Origin of the sequence: Halioglobus sp. Uisw_031 (assembly GCF_047729875.1) — a bacterium.
Lineage (GTDB): Bacteria > Pseudomonadota > Gammaproteobacteria > Pseudomonadales > Halieaceae > Marimicrobium.
The window spans coordinates 2,736,315-2,754,434 of record NZ_CP159826.1 but is presented as its reverse complement, the minus strand read 5'-3'; the positions used below and the strand labels follow the sequence as shown (position 1 = coordinate 2,754,434).

12 protein-coding genes are annotated in these 18,120 nt (G+C 48.7%); 9 read left to right on the top strand and 3 right to left on the bottom strand.

Going from position 1 to position 18,120, the window contains the following annotated elements; genetic code table 11:
• Nucleotides 1-48: 48 nt before the first annotated feature.
• Both ABXT62_RS12485 and ABXT62_RS12480 read right to left on the bottom strand, forming a co-directional pair.
• The gene (locus tag ABXT62_RS12485) at nucleotides 49-3,162 is read right to left on the bottom strand and encodes a two-component regulator propeller domain-containing protein (protein ID WP_415355608.1); all 3,114 of its coding nucleotides are present in this window, start codon (nucleotides 3,160-3,162) and stop codon (nucleotides 49-51) included.
• 134 nt (nucleotides 3,163-3,296) lie between these two features.
• The gene (locus ABXT62_RS12480) at nucleotides 3,297-7,805 is read right to left on the bottom strand and encodes a two-component regulator propeller domain-containing protein (RefSeq protein ID WP_415355607.1); all 4,509 of its coding nucleotides are present in this window, start codon (nucleotides 7,803-7,805) and stop codon (nucleotides 3,297-3,299) included.
• A 466-nt stretch (nucleotides 7,806-8,271) separates the two neighbouring features.
• Between ABXT62_RS12480 and ABXT62_RS12475 the strand changes: the two genes are divergently transcribed.
• Nucleotides 8,272-9,195: a glycosyltransferase family 2 protein gene (locus tag ABXT62_RS12475; protein WP_415355606.1), complete on the top strand. Its 924-nt coding sequence runs from the start codon at nucleotides 8,272-8,274 to the stop codon at nucleotides 9,193-9,195.
• A gap of 63 nt (nucleotides 9,196-9,258) precedes the next feature.
• Nucleotides 9,259-10,152 carry a glycosyltransferase family 2 protein gene (locus tag ABXT62_RS12470; protein WP_415355605.1) on the top strand — a complete coding sequence of 298 codons (894 nt, stop codon included), beginning with the start codon at nucleotides 9,259-9,261 and terminating at the stop codon, nucleotides 10,150-10,152.
• Nucleotides 10,153-10,190: 38 nt separating this feature from the next.
• On the opposite strand, the gene ABXT62_RS12465 is transcribed toward ABXT62_RS12470, so the two are convergent.
• Nucleotides 10,191-10,505 carry an MGMT family protein gene (locus tag ABXT62_RS12465; RefSeq protein ID WP_415355604.1) on the bottom strand — a complete coding sequence of 105 codons (315 nt, stop codon included), beginning with the start codon at nucleotides 10,503-10,505 and terminating at the stop codon, nucleotides 10,191-10,193.
• Between the two features lie 133 nt (nucleotides 10,506-10,638).
• On the opposite strand from ABXT62_RS12465, the gene ABXT62_RS12460 reads away from it, so the two are divergent.
• The 7 genes from ABXT62_RS12460 to sbcB all read left to right on the top strand — a co-directional run bounded on the left by ABXT62_RS12460 (nucleotide 10,639) and on the right by sbcB (nucleotide 18,014).
• A complete protein-coding gene (locus ABXT62_RS12460; RefSeq protein WP_415355603.1) occupies nucleotides 10,639-11,064 on the top strand; it encodes an FxsA family protein in 426 nt (141 codons plus the stop codon).
• Between the two features lie 214 nt (nucleotides 11,065-11,278).
• On the top strand, nucleotides 11,279-11,569 hold the full coding sequence (locus tag ABXT62_RS12455) for a co-chaperone GroES (protein ID WP_415355602.1): 291 nt from the start codon (nucleotides 11,279-11,281) through the stop codon (nucleotides 11,567-11,569).
• A 61-nt stretch (nucleotides 11,570-11,630) separates the two neighbouring features.
• Nucleotides 11,631-13,286 (top strand): chaperonin GroEL, encoded by a 1,656-nt coding sequence (gene groL / locus ABXT62_RS12450; protein ID WP_415355601.1) that lies wholly within the window; start codon nucleotides 11,631-11,633, stop codon nucleotides 13,284-13,286.
• 153 nt (nucleotides 13,287-13,439) lie between these two features.
• The gene (locus ABXT62_RS12445; protein WP_415355600.1) at nucleotides 13,440-14,081 is read left to right on the top strand and encodes a urate hydroxylase PuuD; all 642 of its coding nucleotides are present in this window, start codon (nucleotides 13,440-13,442) and stop codon (nucleotides 14,079-14,081) included.
• A 104-nt stretch (nucleotides 14,082-14,185) separates the two neighbouring features.
• Nucleotides 14,186-14,953, top strand: coding sequence for a hypothetical protein (locus ABXT62_RS12440; protein WP_415355599.1), 768 nt, complete (start codon nucleotides 14,186-14,188; stop codon nucleotides 14,951-14,953).
• A 96-nt stretch (nucleotides 14,954-15,049) separates the two neighbouring features.
• The gene (locus ABXT62_RS12435) at nucleotides 15,050-16,573 is read left to right on the top strand and encodes a fumarate hydratase (protein ID WP_415355598.1); all 1,524 of its coding nucleotides are present in this window, start codon (nucleotides 15,050-15,052) and stop codon (nucleotides 16,571-16,573) included.
• On the top strand, nucleotides 16,566-18,014 hold the full coding sequence (sbcB, locus tag ABXT62_RS12430; RefSeq protein ID WP_415355597.1) for an exodeoxyribonuclease I: 1,449 nt from the start codon (nucleotides 16,566-16,568) through the stop codon (nucleotides 18,012-18,014). Before ABXT62_RS12435 ends, sbcB begins: the two co-directional genes overlap by 8 nt.
• The last annotated feature ends 106 nt before the right edge of the window (nucleotides 18,015-18,120 follow it).

The window sequence follows — 18,120 nt, the reverse complement described above, 5'->3', positions numbered from 1 at the left end:
CTATCATTACAGCGAATAGGCCGGCTAGCGTGAGCCTGTTATTTTGGCTCAGTATTCTTGGTGCCCAGAATTAAAGAATTGTAGCGAAATTACAGTGCCGGTCTCGCGCGAGAACGTGACATAACCCCCCAGTTTTTTCACTATTGATTGTACGATAGCGATACCAGAATGTCCGTCTGAAAAGCGTTCGATATTGACTCTTTCACGAATGCCGCTGTCGCACACCGATAATTTAAGGTTCCAAGTTGATGGCCTCTCAATGAGTTTTGATATCATAGTTATGTGAATATAGTTCGTCAGTGAACCAGATTCAAAGGCATGTTGAATGCAGTTTTCCAGAAGTTCATAGATTATGATGGATAATGGTGATGCCAGCTCTGCGAAAAGTGGCGTGGAGGAAACGTCATTTATACTGATAATAGCCTCTGCGCTCACGGATGAATTTTCCAACAGTTTTATCAGAGTAGAGTCAGTGTATTTTTTAAGATTTGCGACAGGGCCTCCCGCTTGATAATAGAGACAATGTTCCAAAATCGATAACGCAGCTACTCGCTTAGAGCTGCCCTGCGAAAAGTCCTGTTGTACCTCGATCGGAATGCCGTTGACTTGATACGATATGCAGTCATTCATCAAAGATAATAGTGTCTGGCTATGCTGATACGCAGATTGAATTAGCTCGTCTTGTAGTTCGAGTTGCTCCTGCATCTCGTCGTGGGACCTGTTCTGAGATTCAAGCATCTCCTTTGCGATCTCTTTTGACCACCTTGTGGTTGCATAGCTCTGGTAGATACGATGTAGCCCCCAAATAAGAAACACCGTTAAGATAGTGTAGATACAGTTCGCCCACCAGCGAGCCCAGAGCGCTGGCAGTACGCGGATATTGAGAGTGATGCCTTCGCGATTCCAGGTTCCCGCTGAGTTTGCGCCTTGAATACGCAGGATGTATTCGCCTGCTGGGAGGTTTGTATAAGTAGCTGTATTCCTGCTTCCACTATTGATCCAGTCAGCATCAAAATTCTCGAGTATATAGCGAAATTGATTTCTCTGGGGATCAATAAAGTCCAGAACGCTAAATTGGAATGTAACGAAGCGATCGCTGTGAGTCAGTATTAGTGACGTAAGATCGGAGACGGAACCTAGGCTTGCCCTGGCCTTACCTGGAAGACTAATATCAGTCAGTCTCATTGGCGAAACTGAGGTGTCTATCACGACTTCACGTGGGTTAAATCTGTTGTATCCGTTTACGCCACCGAAGTAGATGCGGCCGTCTCGGTCTGTGAAGGACGCACCCAATGAAAAATCATTACCCTGCAATCCGTCAGCCTTGGTAAATCTTTTTATCAACTGGCCTTCAGGGTCAAGTTTGATAACTCCGTTCTGGGTCGAGCACCATAGATTACCTTGCGAATCAATTTCTATGCCATATATGGTTGAGGTCGCTAAGCCTACGCCTCCTCTTGCCCGTGTCACATGAAATTTATTTTCGATTTGATGAATTTCTCGCCAGAGAAAGAGCCCATGATCCTTGGTCCCAATCCAGATGTCATGGTTTTCAGCTTGACCAAAGGAATATATAACTGGGCGAACTCTCTCTAGTGGGAACTCAAATAGTTGTTCAACAAACTGATCATTAGCAGGGTCATAAAGGTAAATTTTTGCCTCAGAAACCGCGAGCAATATCCCCGCCTTTGATCGAAATAATCCTGTGATAGATTTCTCTGGTAGGGATTGGTTTTCTAGATAGGAATGAGTTCCCTCAGAAGTGACGAGGAATAAACCATGATTGTAGCTTGCGATCCATGTTTGTTCTTCATCGATGCCTAGCAATATTTTTGTTATGGTCATTTCACTAGAGTGATTTATTTTTGGCGTCCAGTAATTCCCGGTCGTACTGTCGACCACTTGCGCACCATTTTGAAGAAGACCTAGCCAGAGATCATCGTTCTTTGCCGATATTGTGCCAATTCTTTTGTTTTCCAGGGCATACGTATTCGTGGCTAGTTCAAATCGCGAATGGCTGTTTTCAGATTGATCAAAGAAGTACAGGCCGGAGTATGTGCCGACCCAAATGCGACCTCTGCGGTCCTGCTCAAACGCGAGCACATCATTATCTATGCCGCTGTTGTTAAAATCGAACAACTCAAATGGAGAAAAAGACAATGTGTCCAGACCATTGATTGTCCCCACCAATACGGACTTTCCATCTTGAGCGAGGCAAGAGATTTCATGGTTTGATGGCCCTGTGGCCGTGGCGCCTAAGTTCTCTAAAAACGCCAGATGGCTATCTGAGGCAAAGATCCCGCGATCAGAGCCAATGAGTAAGAGGTCTTCGTGCATCAGGAGAGCCGATATATAGCCTATATCGTTTTCGCTAACTAATATGTTGACCTGCGGTTCCTTTGTATCGGGGTCTGATACTGCTAGATCGCCTGTGCTAGTGCCAATAATCAGGATGCTGTCATTTTTTGCAAGAGCCGTTATGCTTGAATTCTTCGATAGGCCAACATCTGACAGGTTAAAGGATGAAATGGCTTGTAATCGAAGATCAATGATTGCAAGGCCCAGAGTCCCTCCGACCCAAATATTTCCTAGCTCATCTTCTACAATGGCTTGTGGTCTGCCGACTATTTCAATCAACCTGGGCTGGTTAACCCACTCAGCAGTGTTGTTAAATCTCGGATCATAGAGAGTCAGTCCACGCTTGGTAAGCACCCAGATATCGCCACTGCTGGCAACAACTAGACGGACCAGCCTAGTGTTATCGCGGTTTTCGAAAGGACTAAGTGAATCAAATTTCTCCGCTTGTCGATTCCATGTCAAAACAACTCCACTGGCCGTTGCAACTAAGACGTTGCCGTCGGTGTCGTCAGTAATATCCTTTATCTCCGAGTCAGGGATCCAGCGACGTTTCTCCGCATTGGCATTAAAGACCGTGACCGTGGCACCATCAAACCGGTGAAGCCCCTGCTGCGTGCCAATCCAGAGGATGCCTTCTCTATCGCGATGGATGGCTGTTACGCTGGGCTGTTGAAGCAGACTGGAGAGGCCTGACCTTGATAGCCTAGGCTGCGCTGCATAAACGTGATCGACAAGGCTGATGGTGAGTAGTGCGGCAAAGATATAGGGAAAATGCGATATTAGACGGTGTTTGCCTAGTCGCATTGTCATCACACTGCGTTCTGAGCTTGTAGCGCCCTGGCTAATGAACAGTAATAACGCCTCGTCAGCATGTTTTTCTCCAGTGGGTTTCTGCAGATCAACTTCGATCGATAATATTCCCGATGGATAATTACAGTTTAGCTGGTTTTTAGGACGTTGCTGTCAAATTCCTCGATAAAGTCTTGGTAGGCCTTCGTGAGTTCAACGGCAGCCTCTGTGAGGCCGATGAACTCGTTAGCTTTAGATTTTTTCTCGATTTGAGAGCTGATGATGCTTACTCTCTCTGCTCCTACGTTAGTGCTCATAGACCTAATGGCGTGTGCTGTGCGATAAATTTGTGTCCCTTCCGCGTGTAATATATCCCCTCTAAGTTCTGTAAGCTTTTCTTCCATTTGGGCAACATAACCTGAGAAGATTGATGGAAGTAACAGCTTTCCGGTCTGTCGTTCAAGGTCCCTTATATTCTCTATAGCCTTTAGATTGACTATTTTCAATTCAATAGAATCGTCAGCATTCTTTTTTGGCGTCTGTGAGCCGCTTACATCAGCCGGATTAAGCCCAGGCTGGTCCAGAAAGGGCGCTTTCAAATGAGACTCAATTGATCTTTGAATGTTGGAGAGGGAGAACGGCTTAGTGAGATAGCCATTCATTCCTGCGTTACTACATCGGTCTCTGTTTTCTTTGTCTGAAGCAGCTGTTAACGCAATAATAGGTATTGAAACATCGTTTCGTTTTAGTTCAATCTTTCGAATTTGTTTTGTGGCCTCATACCCGTCCATGATGGGCATTTGACAGTCCATAAAAATGAAAGAAAAATCTCCTGACAAATACTTTGCTATCGCGACCCTTCCGTTCTCTGCGATTTCGACTTCGTGGCCTAGCAATTGCAGCATTTCAGCGACAATAACTTGATTGGTTGGAAGATCTTCGGCGACGAGAATTCGGATTTTTTGAAGGCTCGGTGTCTTTGTTGTTGTATGTTCGTTTTCTCTGGTCGGTTCAGTATGATCTAAAATTCCCGCGAGGGATTCGCGAAGGGCAATAGAGGTAACTGGTTTGGTGAGGGTTGCCCAGTTAGAAAATATGCTCGGTGGAGTATTTCTATTTAATGGGGTTAACACAATGCGAGCTAACGAATTTATGTTGTTCAGTTTTCTGTTGAGCTCAGTTGTAAATCGATCGCTGTCATAATCTATGATTAGAATAATATTTTCCCAGTTCAGCGGAGAGGCTAGCTCTTCTTCAAAAATCGGTGAAGAGCTGACGCCCTGTCGGGTCAGGTGACTTGAAACCATATTATAGGTGGCAGTGTTTTCGGCGAATATTTTTGCAGTAAACGCTAAGACCTCTGTTTTAGACTGATCACTGGAAGGACCGAGTTCCATTGGGATAGACAAGACTATTTTTGTTCCTTTGCTTATGGCTGACTGAATTGTAATGTCACCCCCCATAACCTCTATATAGTTACGCGAAATAGTAAGCCCCAACCCAGTCCCTCCATACTGACGGGTGGTGCTCGCATCGGCCTGAACGAATGGCTCGAAAACACGTTGCTGTGTCTCTTCATTCATGCCTATGCCATTGTCCTCTACACAGATCTCTAAAACCACATGCTCTTGTTTTGATTGGCTGGATATCGGTTCGACGCTAATATTGATGTTTCCTTCGGCAGAAAATTTTATCGAATTGCTGATAAGGTTCATGACGATCTGTCGAATCTTTGTCGGGTCTCCTATCAATGCGTCTGGCGTTTTTGGGTGGCAAATATTATTTAGCGTTAGGCCTTTTCGACTTGCTGGCTCTGCCTGCAGATAGCATATGTCATCAAGAAGCTCGGTGAGGTTAAAGCCGACCAGTTCTAATTCAACCTTAGAGGCTTCCGCTTTGGAGAAGTCTAGTATGTTGTTAATTAGCTTCAGGAGTGATTCTCCGCTATTGCGCGCAGAACTGGCGAATTGCTGTTGCTGGCCGCTTAGGTCTGTGTGAAGAAGCAGCTCTGTCATGCCGATAATTCCATGCATGGGCGTCCGGATCTCATGACTCATTGTCGCAAGAAAATCTGATTTCGCTCTGGTGGCCTGCTCAGCGATTTTCCTGGCTTCCTGTAAATCACGGGTGCGATCTTCCACCCGAAGCTCTAGTTCTCTCTGTCTTTGCATTGAAATACGCGCTAGTCCAGCTTGACGATAGAAGTAGTACGCAATAATAGCTGCAGCGAACAGGATATAACCTGCGTAAGCATAGGGGCTACGCCATGGCGGCGGAGCGACGCTAATTGGTATGCTAAACGCATCCCAGTTCCAGGTTCCATCCGGACTTGCTGCCGCCAGCTTAAGCTCATATTTCCCTGCCGGAAGAGTTGTAAACGATGCAATTCTTGACTCTGGCGAAACAACCCAATCTGGACTGATTCCCTCGAGTTTATAGGCGTAATTGAGGAGGTCAGGATTCGCGTAATCGGCCGCATAGAACTCGACTGAGAGCATTCTATCTTGATAGTCGAGGTTGATTTCTGTCAGGTCTTCATACGGCTCATCGAACTCGCGCCGGATATTCATCACCTTGATATTGGAAACGGCTACTTTCGGGAGAACGCGATCAGTAGTCAAAAAGTCGTTATTTATCGTGTTAAATCCGCTTATTCCACCAAAGTAGATTGTGCCGGACTTTGATTTGAAGGAGGCTCCGAGAGTAAACTCTTTGGCTTGCAGGCCATCCCTGATTCCATAGTGATGGGACTCAAGGGTCATTGGGTTTACGCGTGTCAATCCTTTGCTGTGAGACATCCAGACCCACCCGGTGTCGTCGCCTTGAATACCATAAATATTAGAGCTTGGTAGAGAGATATTTTCAAAAAGGTGCTGAATATTGACTTGTGAGTTTAATCTGTCCTGTGCCGGCCAAAGGTTTAAGCCCCCACCTGCCGTGCCGATCCATAGTGTGCCGTTTTTGTCCTCGTAAAAACACCATGGTACATCACTTGAAAAACTATTCTCATTATCCCTGTCACTAAAGTAACGATCGAATGTGAGCGTATCCATATTGAATCGATTCAGACCTAGTTCAGTTCCAATCCAAACGAATCCTAAAGAATCTTCAAAAATCGCCAACACCCTATTGTTGCTGATGGTCGTTGCGTCGTTTGCGTCATTTTTTAGATTCAAAAATGTATTGTCGTTCTCTTGATAGATGCTCAGACCGCCACCGTAGGTTCCGATGATTAGTTCGCCTGTCGATAGTCTGAGTATTGAGGTAATACCGTTGGCGCCAATACTGAATTCTCGCAGAGTACTATGCCTATACACGGTCGTTTCACCATTGATCAGGTCAATCTTATTAAGCCCCTGGTCATAGGTCCCTGCCCACACTGTGTTTTTATCGGTGTACAGGCTCATCACCCTCGGATCTGAAATGGCAGGCTCAGTCGATTCGTTAATCCAGTCAAATTCTGTATTCTCAGGGCGGAGTCTGTTGAGGCCATCATCTGTTCCCACCCAAAGGCTCCCATCTGTAGACTCTGCAAACGCATTAACTGAGTCGTTGGAAAGATTTCCTCGTGATCGGTCAAATTTTTGAAAGTCTGTTTTCATTCCTGAGACTAAACCTGATTGGGTGCCGACCCAAAACTTACCCTCGCGCGTTTGATAAATACTGACGATAAGATCTTCGTGTAGGTCAGTGTTTAGGCTGTTATATCCCATGAATGAATCGGTCTCAGCTATGAATCGGTTTAGTCCGTTATTCGTAGCCACCCATATTCTACCCTCGTTATCTTCTAAGATGTCAGACGTTATATTTGAGGATAGAGAGCTAGGATCTTCTTCAGAATTGACGTAATTTCGCACCAAGTCTTGCCCTGGACTGTATCGACTTATTCCGGAATTTTCTGATGTGATCCACAGGTCATCATTTCGGTCGGCAATTAGATTGGAAAGCCTGCCCGATACTAGCGTGGCTTCTTTGCCCTCCTCATGACTGTATGCGCTTATTGCTCCCGTAGAGGGCTCGATTCTCAGCAGTCCGCTCAACTGGGTCGCTGCCCAGATAATTCCATCGGATGTTTGGGCGAAGCTACCGATCTCTCCTGTGTACGGGATGCCATCTGAGCCGGAGATATAGTGGTGGAAGGAGTGGTCCTTAGGGTTAAAACGGCTGAAACCATTTGAGTAGCCAAGCCATATCATGCCTGAGCTGTCGCAGAATAAGGTAAGGATGTCACTCGAATAAGGTGTGTTTTTATCGTTTGGGTCGGCATAGAATTTTTTGAAGCTATTGGTCATGGAATTGTAAAAAACGAGACCTGCCCCGCGAGTTGACATCCATATTTGGCCGTCATTGTCTTCGGTAATTCTTGTAATATTATTGAGAGGCAGTGAATCTGGGTTGGTGGCGGAGTATTGATAGGTCTCTAGTTCGTGACCGGTGTATTTGTTCAGCCCTTCTTGAGCGACAAGCCACAAGGCACCTCTAGAATCCTGAAATGACTGTTGCACCGTATGTTGAGTGAGTTGGTCAGAGAATGCCGCGTGATTGAGGTCAAGGTTAATAAAGGGTAGTTCCGCGGCTTGTATCCCAGAGGCATGGGCAAGCCATACGATAGAAATTACAATTAGTCGTTTAATATAATGGCGATATTGTGTGTTCATCTATAGTCAGTTTAGTTGATATGTTCATTGTGATCTAGCGGCCTGTGAATGTTTTAACGAGAGGCGTATGCGCCGATGTGAGGGCGCTGATGGTCTCAGCCCGGTTAGGAAGATAAATACTGACGATAGGGTTTGAGGGTATTAAGGAGGTTTGATTATCGGGCTTCCATTAAGTGATAGCGACACATGTTTGGTATCGTCACAATGAACTATTTCTTGTGGATTGCGCGAGTGAACTAATGCCTTTGGCGCGTATAATATGAGGCTTGGCAATAGGCGAAGCCTATGGAGGTCTATTCTTGCGCTGTGGGAAAAGTCAAAATATACGTATTCACTTCACTTCACTTCACCTCTGCCCGACCTATTGGAGTTTTTACTGTAACCCTCTCGCTTTTTTCTTTACTATGACGCCAGACGTTTAATGACTCAGTATTAAGCGCAGTCGCGGCCACTCCGGGCAATTTCAATGAAACTATCAGTCATTCTTATTTCGTACGACATGGCTCGAGAGATCCCTCGTACTTTACAGAGCCTGTCGCGGGGTTACCAACAGGGCGCGCTTGATCTCGCTTATGAGGTTCTTCTGGTTGATAACGGCTCACCCGAGCCGCTGAACGAGGCGACATGGGCGGATGTGGATGTGCCTGTGCGATTGATACGAGTTCAGGATGCATCCCCTTCTCCGGCTGGCGCAATTAATATCGCATTACAGGAGGCACAGGGCGACGTTATTTGTTTGATGATCGATGGCGCCCACATTTTGACACCTGGCGCGTTCCGCATGGCACTCGCCAGTTACCAGGCGTTTGACAATCCAGTGGTGGCGATTCGATACTTCTATCTGGGCATGGGGGAGCAACCAGTGTCTATTATTCAGGGGTATGACCAGGAGGTTGAGGACAAACTGCTGGAGAGAATTCAATGGCCTGTGGAGGGCTACCGGCTTTTTGAGATCGGCACCCCGCTTCGTTCGGGGGCGAGCCGCCTTACCTGGTTTAACCGCATGTTTGAAGCAAATTGTTTGTTTATGAAGCGGTCACTCTTTGCCGACCTGGGAGGCGCCGATGAGCGCTTTAACTATCCGGGCGGTGGCTTTTTAAATCTGGATATCTTTAAGCGTTTAGTAGAAGTGCCTGAGGTTACGCCTGTTCAGATTATTGGTGAAGGCAGTTTCCATCAACTGCATGGCGGCACCACGACCAATTCAAGCGGAGAACAGCGAGATTCCAGATTAGAAAAATATCGAAAGCAATACATACAGATTCGTGAATGCGAAGAATTAGTTGCAGATGTCTCGTTTGTTTATATGGGACATATGCCAACCACAGCGTCCAATATTACAGCAGTTGAGCGCCGGAGAGCGCGACAGGCTGGTGAGCTGGTAGACTAGGCTGCGGTCAGGCTATCAAAAGCTAGTAGTGAACCGTATACGTGCGCTAATAATAGGATATCCATGAAGTTATCAGTTATTCTTATCTCCTACGATATGGCGCGAGAAATTCCTCGCACTCTGCAAGGCCTTTCGCGCACTTACCAGCATGGCGCACAGGAACTGGACTACGAGGTTATCCTCGTCGATAACGGTTCACCAAATCCCCTCGATCCGGCTTCTTGGGCAGGAATAGATGTTCCGGTCCGCTTGATCCAACTCAAAGATGCGTCATCATCTCCCGCCAGAGCGATTAATATTGCACTCAATGAAGCGGCTGGCGAGATTGTTTGCTTGATGATCGATGGTGCCCATATTTTGACGCCAGGCGTGTTTCGAATGGCTCTGGCGTCTTACGCGGCGTTTGAAAATCCTGTTGTGGCTACACGGTACTTTTGGCTGGGGCCTGACGCGCAGAATGAATCGATTTCTCAGGGCTATGATGGCACTGTCGAAGATCAGCTGTTACAGAAAATTGAGTGGCCGCATGACGGTTATCGACTCTATGAAATTGGGACTCCACTGCGTAACGGGGGGGAAAGAATTCATTGGTTGAATCGCATGTTCGAATCGAATTGTTTGTTTATGACCAGAGCGCTATTCGAAGGACAGGGGGGGGCGGATGAAAGGTTTGACCTGCCTGGTGGTGGGTTTATCAATCTAGATATTTTTGGCCGCGCGGTCGATGCCCCGGGTGTCACTGCGGTGCAATTAATTGGCGAGGGCTGTTTTCACCAGCTTCACGGCGGAACCACAACAAACGTCAGCATAGAACAAAGAGATATGAGTCTCGATAAGTATAGGAGGCAGTTTGAAGAGATTCGTGGTCATGGGGATGTCGTCACCAAAAAGACGTTTTACTACATGGGCCACTTGCCAACTAAAGCGTCAAAGATCCACAGAGGAAGCTATAAGTAGACCGAGCAGAATCAGCAATTTGTACGGATTTTCCTGGCTCACCAACCATACTGCTTCAGGTCAATGGTATTGTTCGTTCTAAATAAGACGCCTTCCGCCTCCAAGCGGTCTGTCTGTATTTTGTGTGGTGCAGAGCCGTTTGGGAGAGATAATCGTCCCTGAGCATTGATTACGCGATGCCAGGGTATGAGCGTGCTGTGTGGCAGTCCTCGCAACGCTAGTCCAACTCGGCGGGCTGCCTGGCCAAGCCCAGCTTTTTTTGCAACACCACCATAAGTGGTGACTTTGCCCTTTGGTATTGCTGCAACGACCTGCCATATTCGGTGGTTAATGTTGGGTTCGTAGCTCGTCATCTATTAAAAGCCGATTCCTAACGATCTACTGTTAGTGTGTCAGATTTTGTATTTTGCGTCGAGATATCTCAACAGGTGTTGAAAAATTCACCACTGCCGCCATACTTCATAGACTGTCTGCGGAGAATTTTTTATGGGCTTTTTAATTATGCTGCTGCCGTGGCTGGAGCTGCTGACACTTGTCGAACTGGGGATCCTTACCAGCGCTTTGACTGTTCTGGTTTACGTGTTTGTGACTGTGGTCCTGGGCATGGCTATATTGCGGCGTCAGGGTCGAGGCATGTTCGAGCGCCTCAGGCAGGCTCAGGACGGCCGAATTATCGGTCCTGAACTGTTACTCGATGACATGGCGCTGGGGTTTGCCGGTCTGCTGCTAATTTTCCCGGGCATGATTTCTGATCTAGTCGCCCTGATTGTGATGATCGGTCCATTGCGGCGGCGTCTGGCGAATGCTCTGATAGGCCCACAGCCTGAGGCCTATATTCCAGAGCGGGACACCAGCGGCCACGAAACCATTGAGGGTGTTTACCGCCAGGTGGACGATGAAAATAACCCATAACTCATTGTAATTTAAGTCTATTTTATTGGTCCCACAAAAGGTGGAAAAACGTCACGCTACGCTTGACTCCGTAACATTCTTGGCTAGAATTAGCACTCTTGGGAAAAGAGTGCTAATTGGGCCTTGAATTTCATTGCTACGCCCCAATTAATCCCACTAAGCCCCAATCTAGGGTCCCTATAACGTCACATTGTTACATTGGAGAGTTATACAAATGAAAATCCGTCCGTTGTACGACCGCGTGGTCGTTCGTCGCAAGGAAGAAGAAACAGCCTCCGCAGGCGGTATCTTGCTGTCAGGTTCAGCTATAGAGAAACCCAACCAGGGTGAAATCGTTGCAGTAGGCGATGGCAAAATACTCGATAGCGGTGAGTTGCGCCCCTTGACTGTAAAGGTCGGCGATATGATTGTATTCGGTCAGTACGCTGGCAGTAACACCATTGAGATTGATGGTGAAGAATTGATCATGATGGGTGAGAGCGAAATCTTTGCAGTGGTCGAGTAAGACCCCAAAGTCATCGTATTTCACGAGTTAAAAGCAGATTAAAACCTAAGGAAATTTCACCATGGCAAAAGACGTAATCTTCGGTAATAGCGCTCGTCAGCGCATGCTGAATGGCGTAAACATTCTAGCTGACGCCGTTAAGGCAACACTTGGCCCCAAGGGTCGTAATGTCATTCTGGACAAATCTTTCGGCGCGCCCACTGTTACTAAGGACGGTGTATCCGTAGCGAAAGAAATACAGCTTAAAGACAAGATCGAAAATATGGGCGCACAGATGATTAAGGAAGTCGCTTCCCAAGCATCTGATGTGGCTGGCGACGGTACAACAACCGCTACTGTTCTGGCCCAGTCCATCGTCAGCGAAGGGCTTAAGGGCGTCGCCGCCGGCATGAACCCTATGGACCTCAAGCGTGGCATTGACAAGGCTATTGCTGCCGCAGTTGATAAAATCTCTGCAGCGGCAATCCCTTGTGAAGACAGCAAAGCAATCGCACAGGTCGGCTCAATTTCATCCAACAGCGATGAGGCGGTGGGTACCATCATTGCTGAAGCCATGGATAAGGTTGGAAAGGAAGGTGTGATTACGGTTGAGGAAGGTTCTGGTCTCGAGAATGAATTGGATGTCGTAGAAGGCATGCAGTTTGATCGTGGCTATCTGTCACCTTACTTTATTAACAATCAGGAAAGCATGAGCGTCGATATCGATGACCCCTTTATCTTGTTGGTAGAAAAGAAGGTCTCTAATATTCGCGAACTGTTACCTTTGCTGGAGCAGGTTGCCAAGTCTTCCCGACCTCTGGTCATTGTTGCAGAGGACGTTGAAGGTGAAGCACTGGCGACGCTAGTGGTGAACAACATGCGCGGAATCGTCAAGGTTACTGCTTGTAAAGCACCAGGTTTTGGCGATCGTCGCAAGGCCATGCTGCAGGATATTGCCATCCTGACCGGCGGTACCGTGATTTCAGAAGAGGTTGGTCTTGATCTGGAGTCTACGACTCTTGAGCATCTGGGTACCGCTAAGCGCGTTACTATGGACAAGGACAACAGCACCATTATCGATGGTGCGGGTGACGCTGATGCGATCACAGCACGTGTTAATGAAATCCGTGTGCAAATAGAAAATACTTCTTCTGATTACGATCGTGAGAAGCTGCAAGAGCGCGTGGCCAAGTTGGCCGGTGGTGTTGCGGTTATCAAGGTTGGCGCTGCCACCGAGATCGAGATGAAAGAGAAGAAAGCTCGCGTTGAAGATGCTCTGCACGCGACTCGCGCTGCAGTAGAGGAAGGCGTTGTGGCCGGCGGCGGCGTTGCTCTCGTTCGGGCACTGATGGAAATTACCGGGCTGACAGGTGATAACGAAGACCAGACTCACGGTATCAATGTCGCACTGCGTTCGATGGAAAGTCCTCTGCGTCAGATCGTTGAGAATGCCGGTGATGAGGGCTCTGTGGTTCTCAACAACGTAAAGAACAACGGCACTGGCAATTACGGCTACAATGCTGCGACAGGTGAGTACGGGGACATGATCGCGATGGGTATCCTCGATCCAGCCAAGGTCACACGTACTGCACTGCAGGCAGCGGGCTCAGTTGCTGGACTGATGATCACCACTGAGGTGATGATCACTGATGCTGTAGCAGAAGATGGCGCTGCTGCTGGCGGTATGCCAGACATGGGCGGCATGGGCGGCATGGGCGGTATGGGCGGTATGATGTAAGCTCAAACCGACTGCATGATCGAAAACCCCACCGCCTGGTGGGGTTTTTTTTGATTTTGAAAAAAGCCCGGTTATGGTGATTATTAGCAAGGTTCTGCCCGTCATTTTTATGTACAATGTCTCGAACTCATTTTATAACAACAGGAGAGAACCATGATTCTCGAATTTTTCGCCAACAACCAAAATTTTATCTTCAGGTTCGCGCATGTTTTATTCGGTATTGTCTGGATAGGGATGCTCTACTATTTCAACTTCGTGCAGGCTGAATATTTCAAGGAAGCCGAAGCGGACGCCAAAGCTGACGCCCTTAAGAAACTGGCTCCCAGAGCACTTTGGTGGTTCCGTTGGGGCGCAATGTTCACCTTTCTCACCGGTCTCTACTTGCTCCACCTAATTGGCGCCACTATGAATTTTATGGGTATGCCCCTGATTTCGATTGGTGCTCTGGCCGGTACCTTCATGTTTCTTAACGTGTGGCTCATTATTTGGCCTAAGCAGAAGGTGGTTCTGGGCTTGAAGGAAGGCGACGGTCCCTCCAGTGCTGCCAAAGCTGGGCTGGCATCTCGCACCAACACCTTGTTGTCCGCGCCAATGTTGTTTGGCATGTTGGGTTCCAAGTACCTCTATGCGGGAGATTTTAGTAACACGGCTATTTACGTTTGCTTCGCGATTATTGTCCTGCTCGAAGTTAACGGTATTTTTGGCAAGACTGGTCCTATCACCAGCGTCAAAGGCGTCATTCACTGCAGCCTGGGTCTGACTGCGCTGCTATGGGCAATACTGGCTTTCGTATAGACGGTTAGTGTGCATAAAGAAGCCGGGGTTTCCTCGGCTTTTTTGTGTCTCTTCGATAGGCCCTATGTATAATCGTACTTTGTGTTTATACGGCGTACGGCCCGATGCCCCATGACGATCTAGACCACATTCCTCCTATTGTCCCAACCCGCGACGGTGATCATCAGGGCAATACTAGTAGCACCGAGCCTGGCGGAGTGGCCAGAAATCGGCTCACCCGTCACTCAAGCCATCCTGCTGCCATGAGCGCATTGCATTTTTGGGCGCGTTTGATTGCGATCGTCGCGCTTGTGGCTGGGGTCGTTGCTTGTGTTTGGGTCTGGCAGTTACAGGGGCAGCTGCAGCTGGCGGATGGCCAGATGGCGAACTATGCCAGCCGCATCGCCGATCTTGAGGCTCGGTTGTCTGATACTGACGAGGGGATGAATCAGAATGCGGCTGTTCAAGCGGTTAAAGTGGCGACGCTTGAGACGGAAGTGCGCAAACTCTGGGACAATGTTTGGAAACAGTCGAAACAGCGTTTAGACAAGCTGGAGACTCTAACCGCTGCTCAGAGCAACAGTATAAAGGGGTTGGACGTCGCGCTTGCTAGCGCCGAGTTACAATTGACGGAGGTGTCCGGCGATGCTGCCAAGCTGAAGAGCGTTGCGGACAATCTTGCGCGTGTGATGTCCAGTGCCAGCCTCACCCAGACCGAAGTTGAACGTGTGGCGGATAGCCTGAATCGAATAGATTTGGCAGTCGCTAAACTGGACAAGCGAGTGGCGGCTAATCAAGAAGCGGTCAGTTCTATTGATGCTTTTCGCAAGCAGGTCAACGCTAGTTTGAGTCAACTACGGTCCACCTTACGGGCGACTCAGGCGACGCCTTGAGGCCGCTGAAGCATTTCTAAAGCGGTACGATTTTGCGGTCTATGGGGTATATAATATCCCTACGTTTACTGGCCCCGCACCACAAGGAAGTACCACATGAGTGTTATTCGACAGGACGACTTTATTGATAGCGTCGCTGATGCCCTACAGTTCATCTCTTATTATCATCCTCTGGATTTTGTAAAAGCGGTGAACGAAGCCTACGAGCGGGAGCAGAATCCCGCTGCCCGCGATGCCATGGCGCAAATCCTGATTAATTCACGCATGTGTGCTGAGGGCCATCGGCCTATTTGTCAGGACACAGGGATTGTGACCGTCTTTCTTAAAATCGGTATGGATGTGCAGTGGGATGCTGAACTATCGGTGTCTGATATGGTTAACGAAGGAGTGCGTCGGGCCTACACGCATCCTGATAATGTGCTGCGGGCTTCTATTCTTGAAGACCCGGCGGGAGCCCGCAGGAACACCAAGGATAATACCCCAGCGGTTATTCACATGGAGGTCGTGAAGGGCGACACCGTCGATGTGCAGCTGGCGGCGAAGGGCGGCGGTTCTGAGAACAAATCAAAGTTGGTCATGCTGAATCCTTCCGACAGTATTGTAGATTGGGTTGTGAAAACGATTCCCACTATGGGGGCGGGCTGGTGTCCTCCTGGCATGCTGGGTATTGGCATCGGTGGTACCGCAGAGAAGGCCGCGCTAATGGCTAAAGAGGCGCTTATGGATCCGATCGATATCCACGAATTGCGTGAGCGAGGACCTTCCAACCGTTTGGAAGAACTGCGTCTGGAGATTATGGAGGAGGTGAACAAGCTGGGTATTGGTGCTCAGGGTCTCGGTGGTCTCACCACTGTGATGGATGTCAAAATCAAGGATTATCCTACGCATGCTGCGTCGCTTCCGGTTGCTATGATTCCAAACTGCGCGGCCACACGGCATACACACTTTGTACTAGACGGCAGCGGCCCTGCATTGCAGACACCACCAGACATTAATGACTGGCCTAATATTACCCGGGAAGCCGGTGCCAATGTGCATCGCATAAACCTCGATACTGTGACGCGTGAAGAGGCAGCTCAATGGCAGCCTGGCGATACGTTATTACTGTCAGGCAGAATGTTGACCGGCCGCGATGCGGCCCACAAGAAAATGAAGGAGTTGATCGAGAGTGGCGAGGGTCTGCCACCAGAGGTCGATCTCAGAGGCCGATTTATTTACTATGTAGGCCCCGTTGATCCCGTGCGTGACGAAGTCATGGGTCCGGCCGGTCCGACCACTGCCACACGTATGGACAAATTCACCGACTTCATTCTCGAGCATACGGGTCTATTGGGCATGATCGGCAAAGCCGAACGCGGACCTGTTGGTGTCGCAGCGATTAAGAAGCACAAAGCTGTTTATCTGATGGCAGTGGGAGGCGCGGCGTATCTGGTATCGAAGGCGATCACGTCCGCCAAGGTCGTCGCATTCTCTGAAATGGGGATGGAAGCGATCTACGAGTTTGAGGTGAAAGACATGCCGGTGACCGTCGCAGTAGATGCCACTGGCGCCTCAGTGCACGAGATCGGGCCTAAAATCTGGCGGGCGAAAATAGCAGAGCAGGCTATAAAAGTTGTCTGATACGTTTTATTGGCATGATTATGAGACCTTTGGCGCTAATCCGTCCAGGGATAGGCCGGTACAGTTTGCGGGTTTGCGAACCGATGCACAGCTGAATGTTATCGGAGACCCGCTGGTGATATTTTGTCGTCCTGCGAATGATTTTTTACCTCATCCACAGGCCTGTCTGGTGACGGGCATTACGCCACAGCAGGCGCTATCTGAAGGCGTTCCAGAGTGCGAGTTTATTGCCAGTATTCATCAGGAACTGGCGACCCCTGGTACCTGTGGAGTGGGCTATAATTCTCTGCGTTTCGATGATGAAATCACGCGACACACCCTCTATCGAAACTTTTATGACGCCTACTCTCGGGAGTGGCAAAACGGGAACTCACGCTGGGACATTATCGATATGGTGCGCACCACCTGCGCGCTCAGGCCTGCGGGTATCGAGTGGCCAATACGTGAGGATGGGTTGCCCAGTTTTCGTCTTGAAGACTTGACCGGAGCGAATGGTATTAGCCATGAAGGTGCTCACGATGCGCTGTCAGATGTGCACGCTACGATTGCGCTGGCCAAACTGATAAAGGACAAACAGCCTCGTTTGTATGACTATGTGTTGAAGCACCGGGACAAGCAGTCGGCATTATCCCAATTGGATGTGGCTGGGATGAAGCCGCTACTCCACGTGTCCAGCATGTTCGGTGCTCAGCGGCACAATATCGCATTGGTCGCGCCCCTGGCCAAGCATCCGACTAATAGTAATGAAATTATTTGTTTTGATCTGGGCGCCGACCCTCAAATGTTGTTTGATCTGGAGGCATCACAGCTGCAGGAGCTGCTCTATACACGGACTGAAGATTTGCCAGAGGGGACACAACGGCTCGGTCTCAAGTCGGTCCATATTAATCGCTGTCCGATACTGCTCACCCCCAAAATGGTCGATCCGGCAACCGCTGCACGACTTGGAATTAGCGGCAGTGAGTGTCGTAAACATTTGGAGGCCCTGCGAGCCTATCGGGATACAGACGCGAGGGGTTTTACAGCTAAGGTACAGGCTATTTATCAGGGGCGTAAATTTGAGGCGCACAATGACCCGGACCAAATGCTGTACAGCGGCGGCTTTTTTAGCGCTCAGGACAAGCGGGTAATGGATCAGGTTCGTGTGCAGAGCCCCCAGGAGCTTGCTGCCGGAAGTTTTGTGTTTGAGGATCAACGTCTGTCCGAGATGTTGTTTCGTTATCGCGCACGAAATTATCCTGACAGCCTTACTCCGCAGGAACAACCCGACTGGGAAGAATTCCGCTTTCAACGCCTGACCGAGCCCGATTCTGGGGCTAGTTACTGCATGGAGCAATTTCACGCAGAGATCGAAGAGTTGATGGCCGGTGGTACTCTCTCAGAGGCGCAGCAGGCACTATTGGAACAACTTCTGGAGTATGCTGATTCCTTGTTGTCCTGAGCAGGGATGAAGTTTCTTTGGTATTACGCACATGGGCAGAGCCTTTCATCGCCCGTATACTCATCAGCAAGAACCCAGCGCCATCAATGCGGCCAATCAGGAGAGA

Coding starts and splice junctions, on each gene's coding strand:
- ABXT62_RS12465 (WP_415355604.1), bottom strand. CDS start 10,505: ATGACGAGCTACGAACCCAACATTAACCACCGAATATGGCAGGTCGTT.
- ABXT62_RS12440 (WP_415355599.1), top strand. CDS start 14,186: ATGCCCCATGACGATCTAGACCACATTCCTCCTATTGTCCCAACCCGC.
- groL (WP_415355601.1), top strand. CDS start 11,631: ATGGCAAAAGACGTAATCTTCGGTAATAGCGCTCGTCAGCGCATGCTG.
- ABXT62_RS12445 (WP_415355600.1), top strand. CDS start 13,440: ATGATTCTCGAATTTTTCGCCAACAACCAAAATTTTATCTTCAGGTTC.
- ABXT62_RS12480 (WP_415355607.1), bottom strand. CDS start 7,805: ATGAACACACAATATCGCCATTATATTAAACGACTAATTGTAATTTCT.
- ABXT62_RS12455 (WP_415355602.1), top strand. CDS start 11,279: ATGAAAATCCGTCCGTTGTACGACCGCGTGGTCGTTCGTCGCAAGGAA.
- ABXT62_RS12475 (WP_415355606.1), top strand. CDS start 8,272: ATGAAACTATCAGTCATTCTTATTTCGTACGACATGGCTCGAGAGATC.
- ABXT62_RS12485 (WP_415355608.1), bottom strand. CDS start 3,162: ATGCGACTAGGCAAACACCGTCTAATATCGCATTTTCCCTATATCTTT.
- ABXT62_RS12460 (WP_415355603.1), top strand. CDS start 10,639: ATGGGCTTTTTAATTATGCTGCTGCCGTGGCTGGAGCTGCTGACACTT.
- ABXT62_RS12435 (WP_415355598.1), top strand. CDS start 15,050: ATGAGTGTTATTCGACAGGACGACTTTATTGATAGCGTCGCTGATGCC.
- ABXT62_RS12470 (WP_415355605.1), top strand. CDS start 9,259: ATGAAGTTATCAGTTATTCTTATCTCCTACGATATGGCGCGAGAAATT.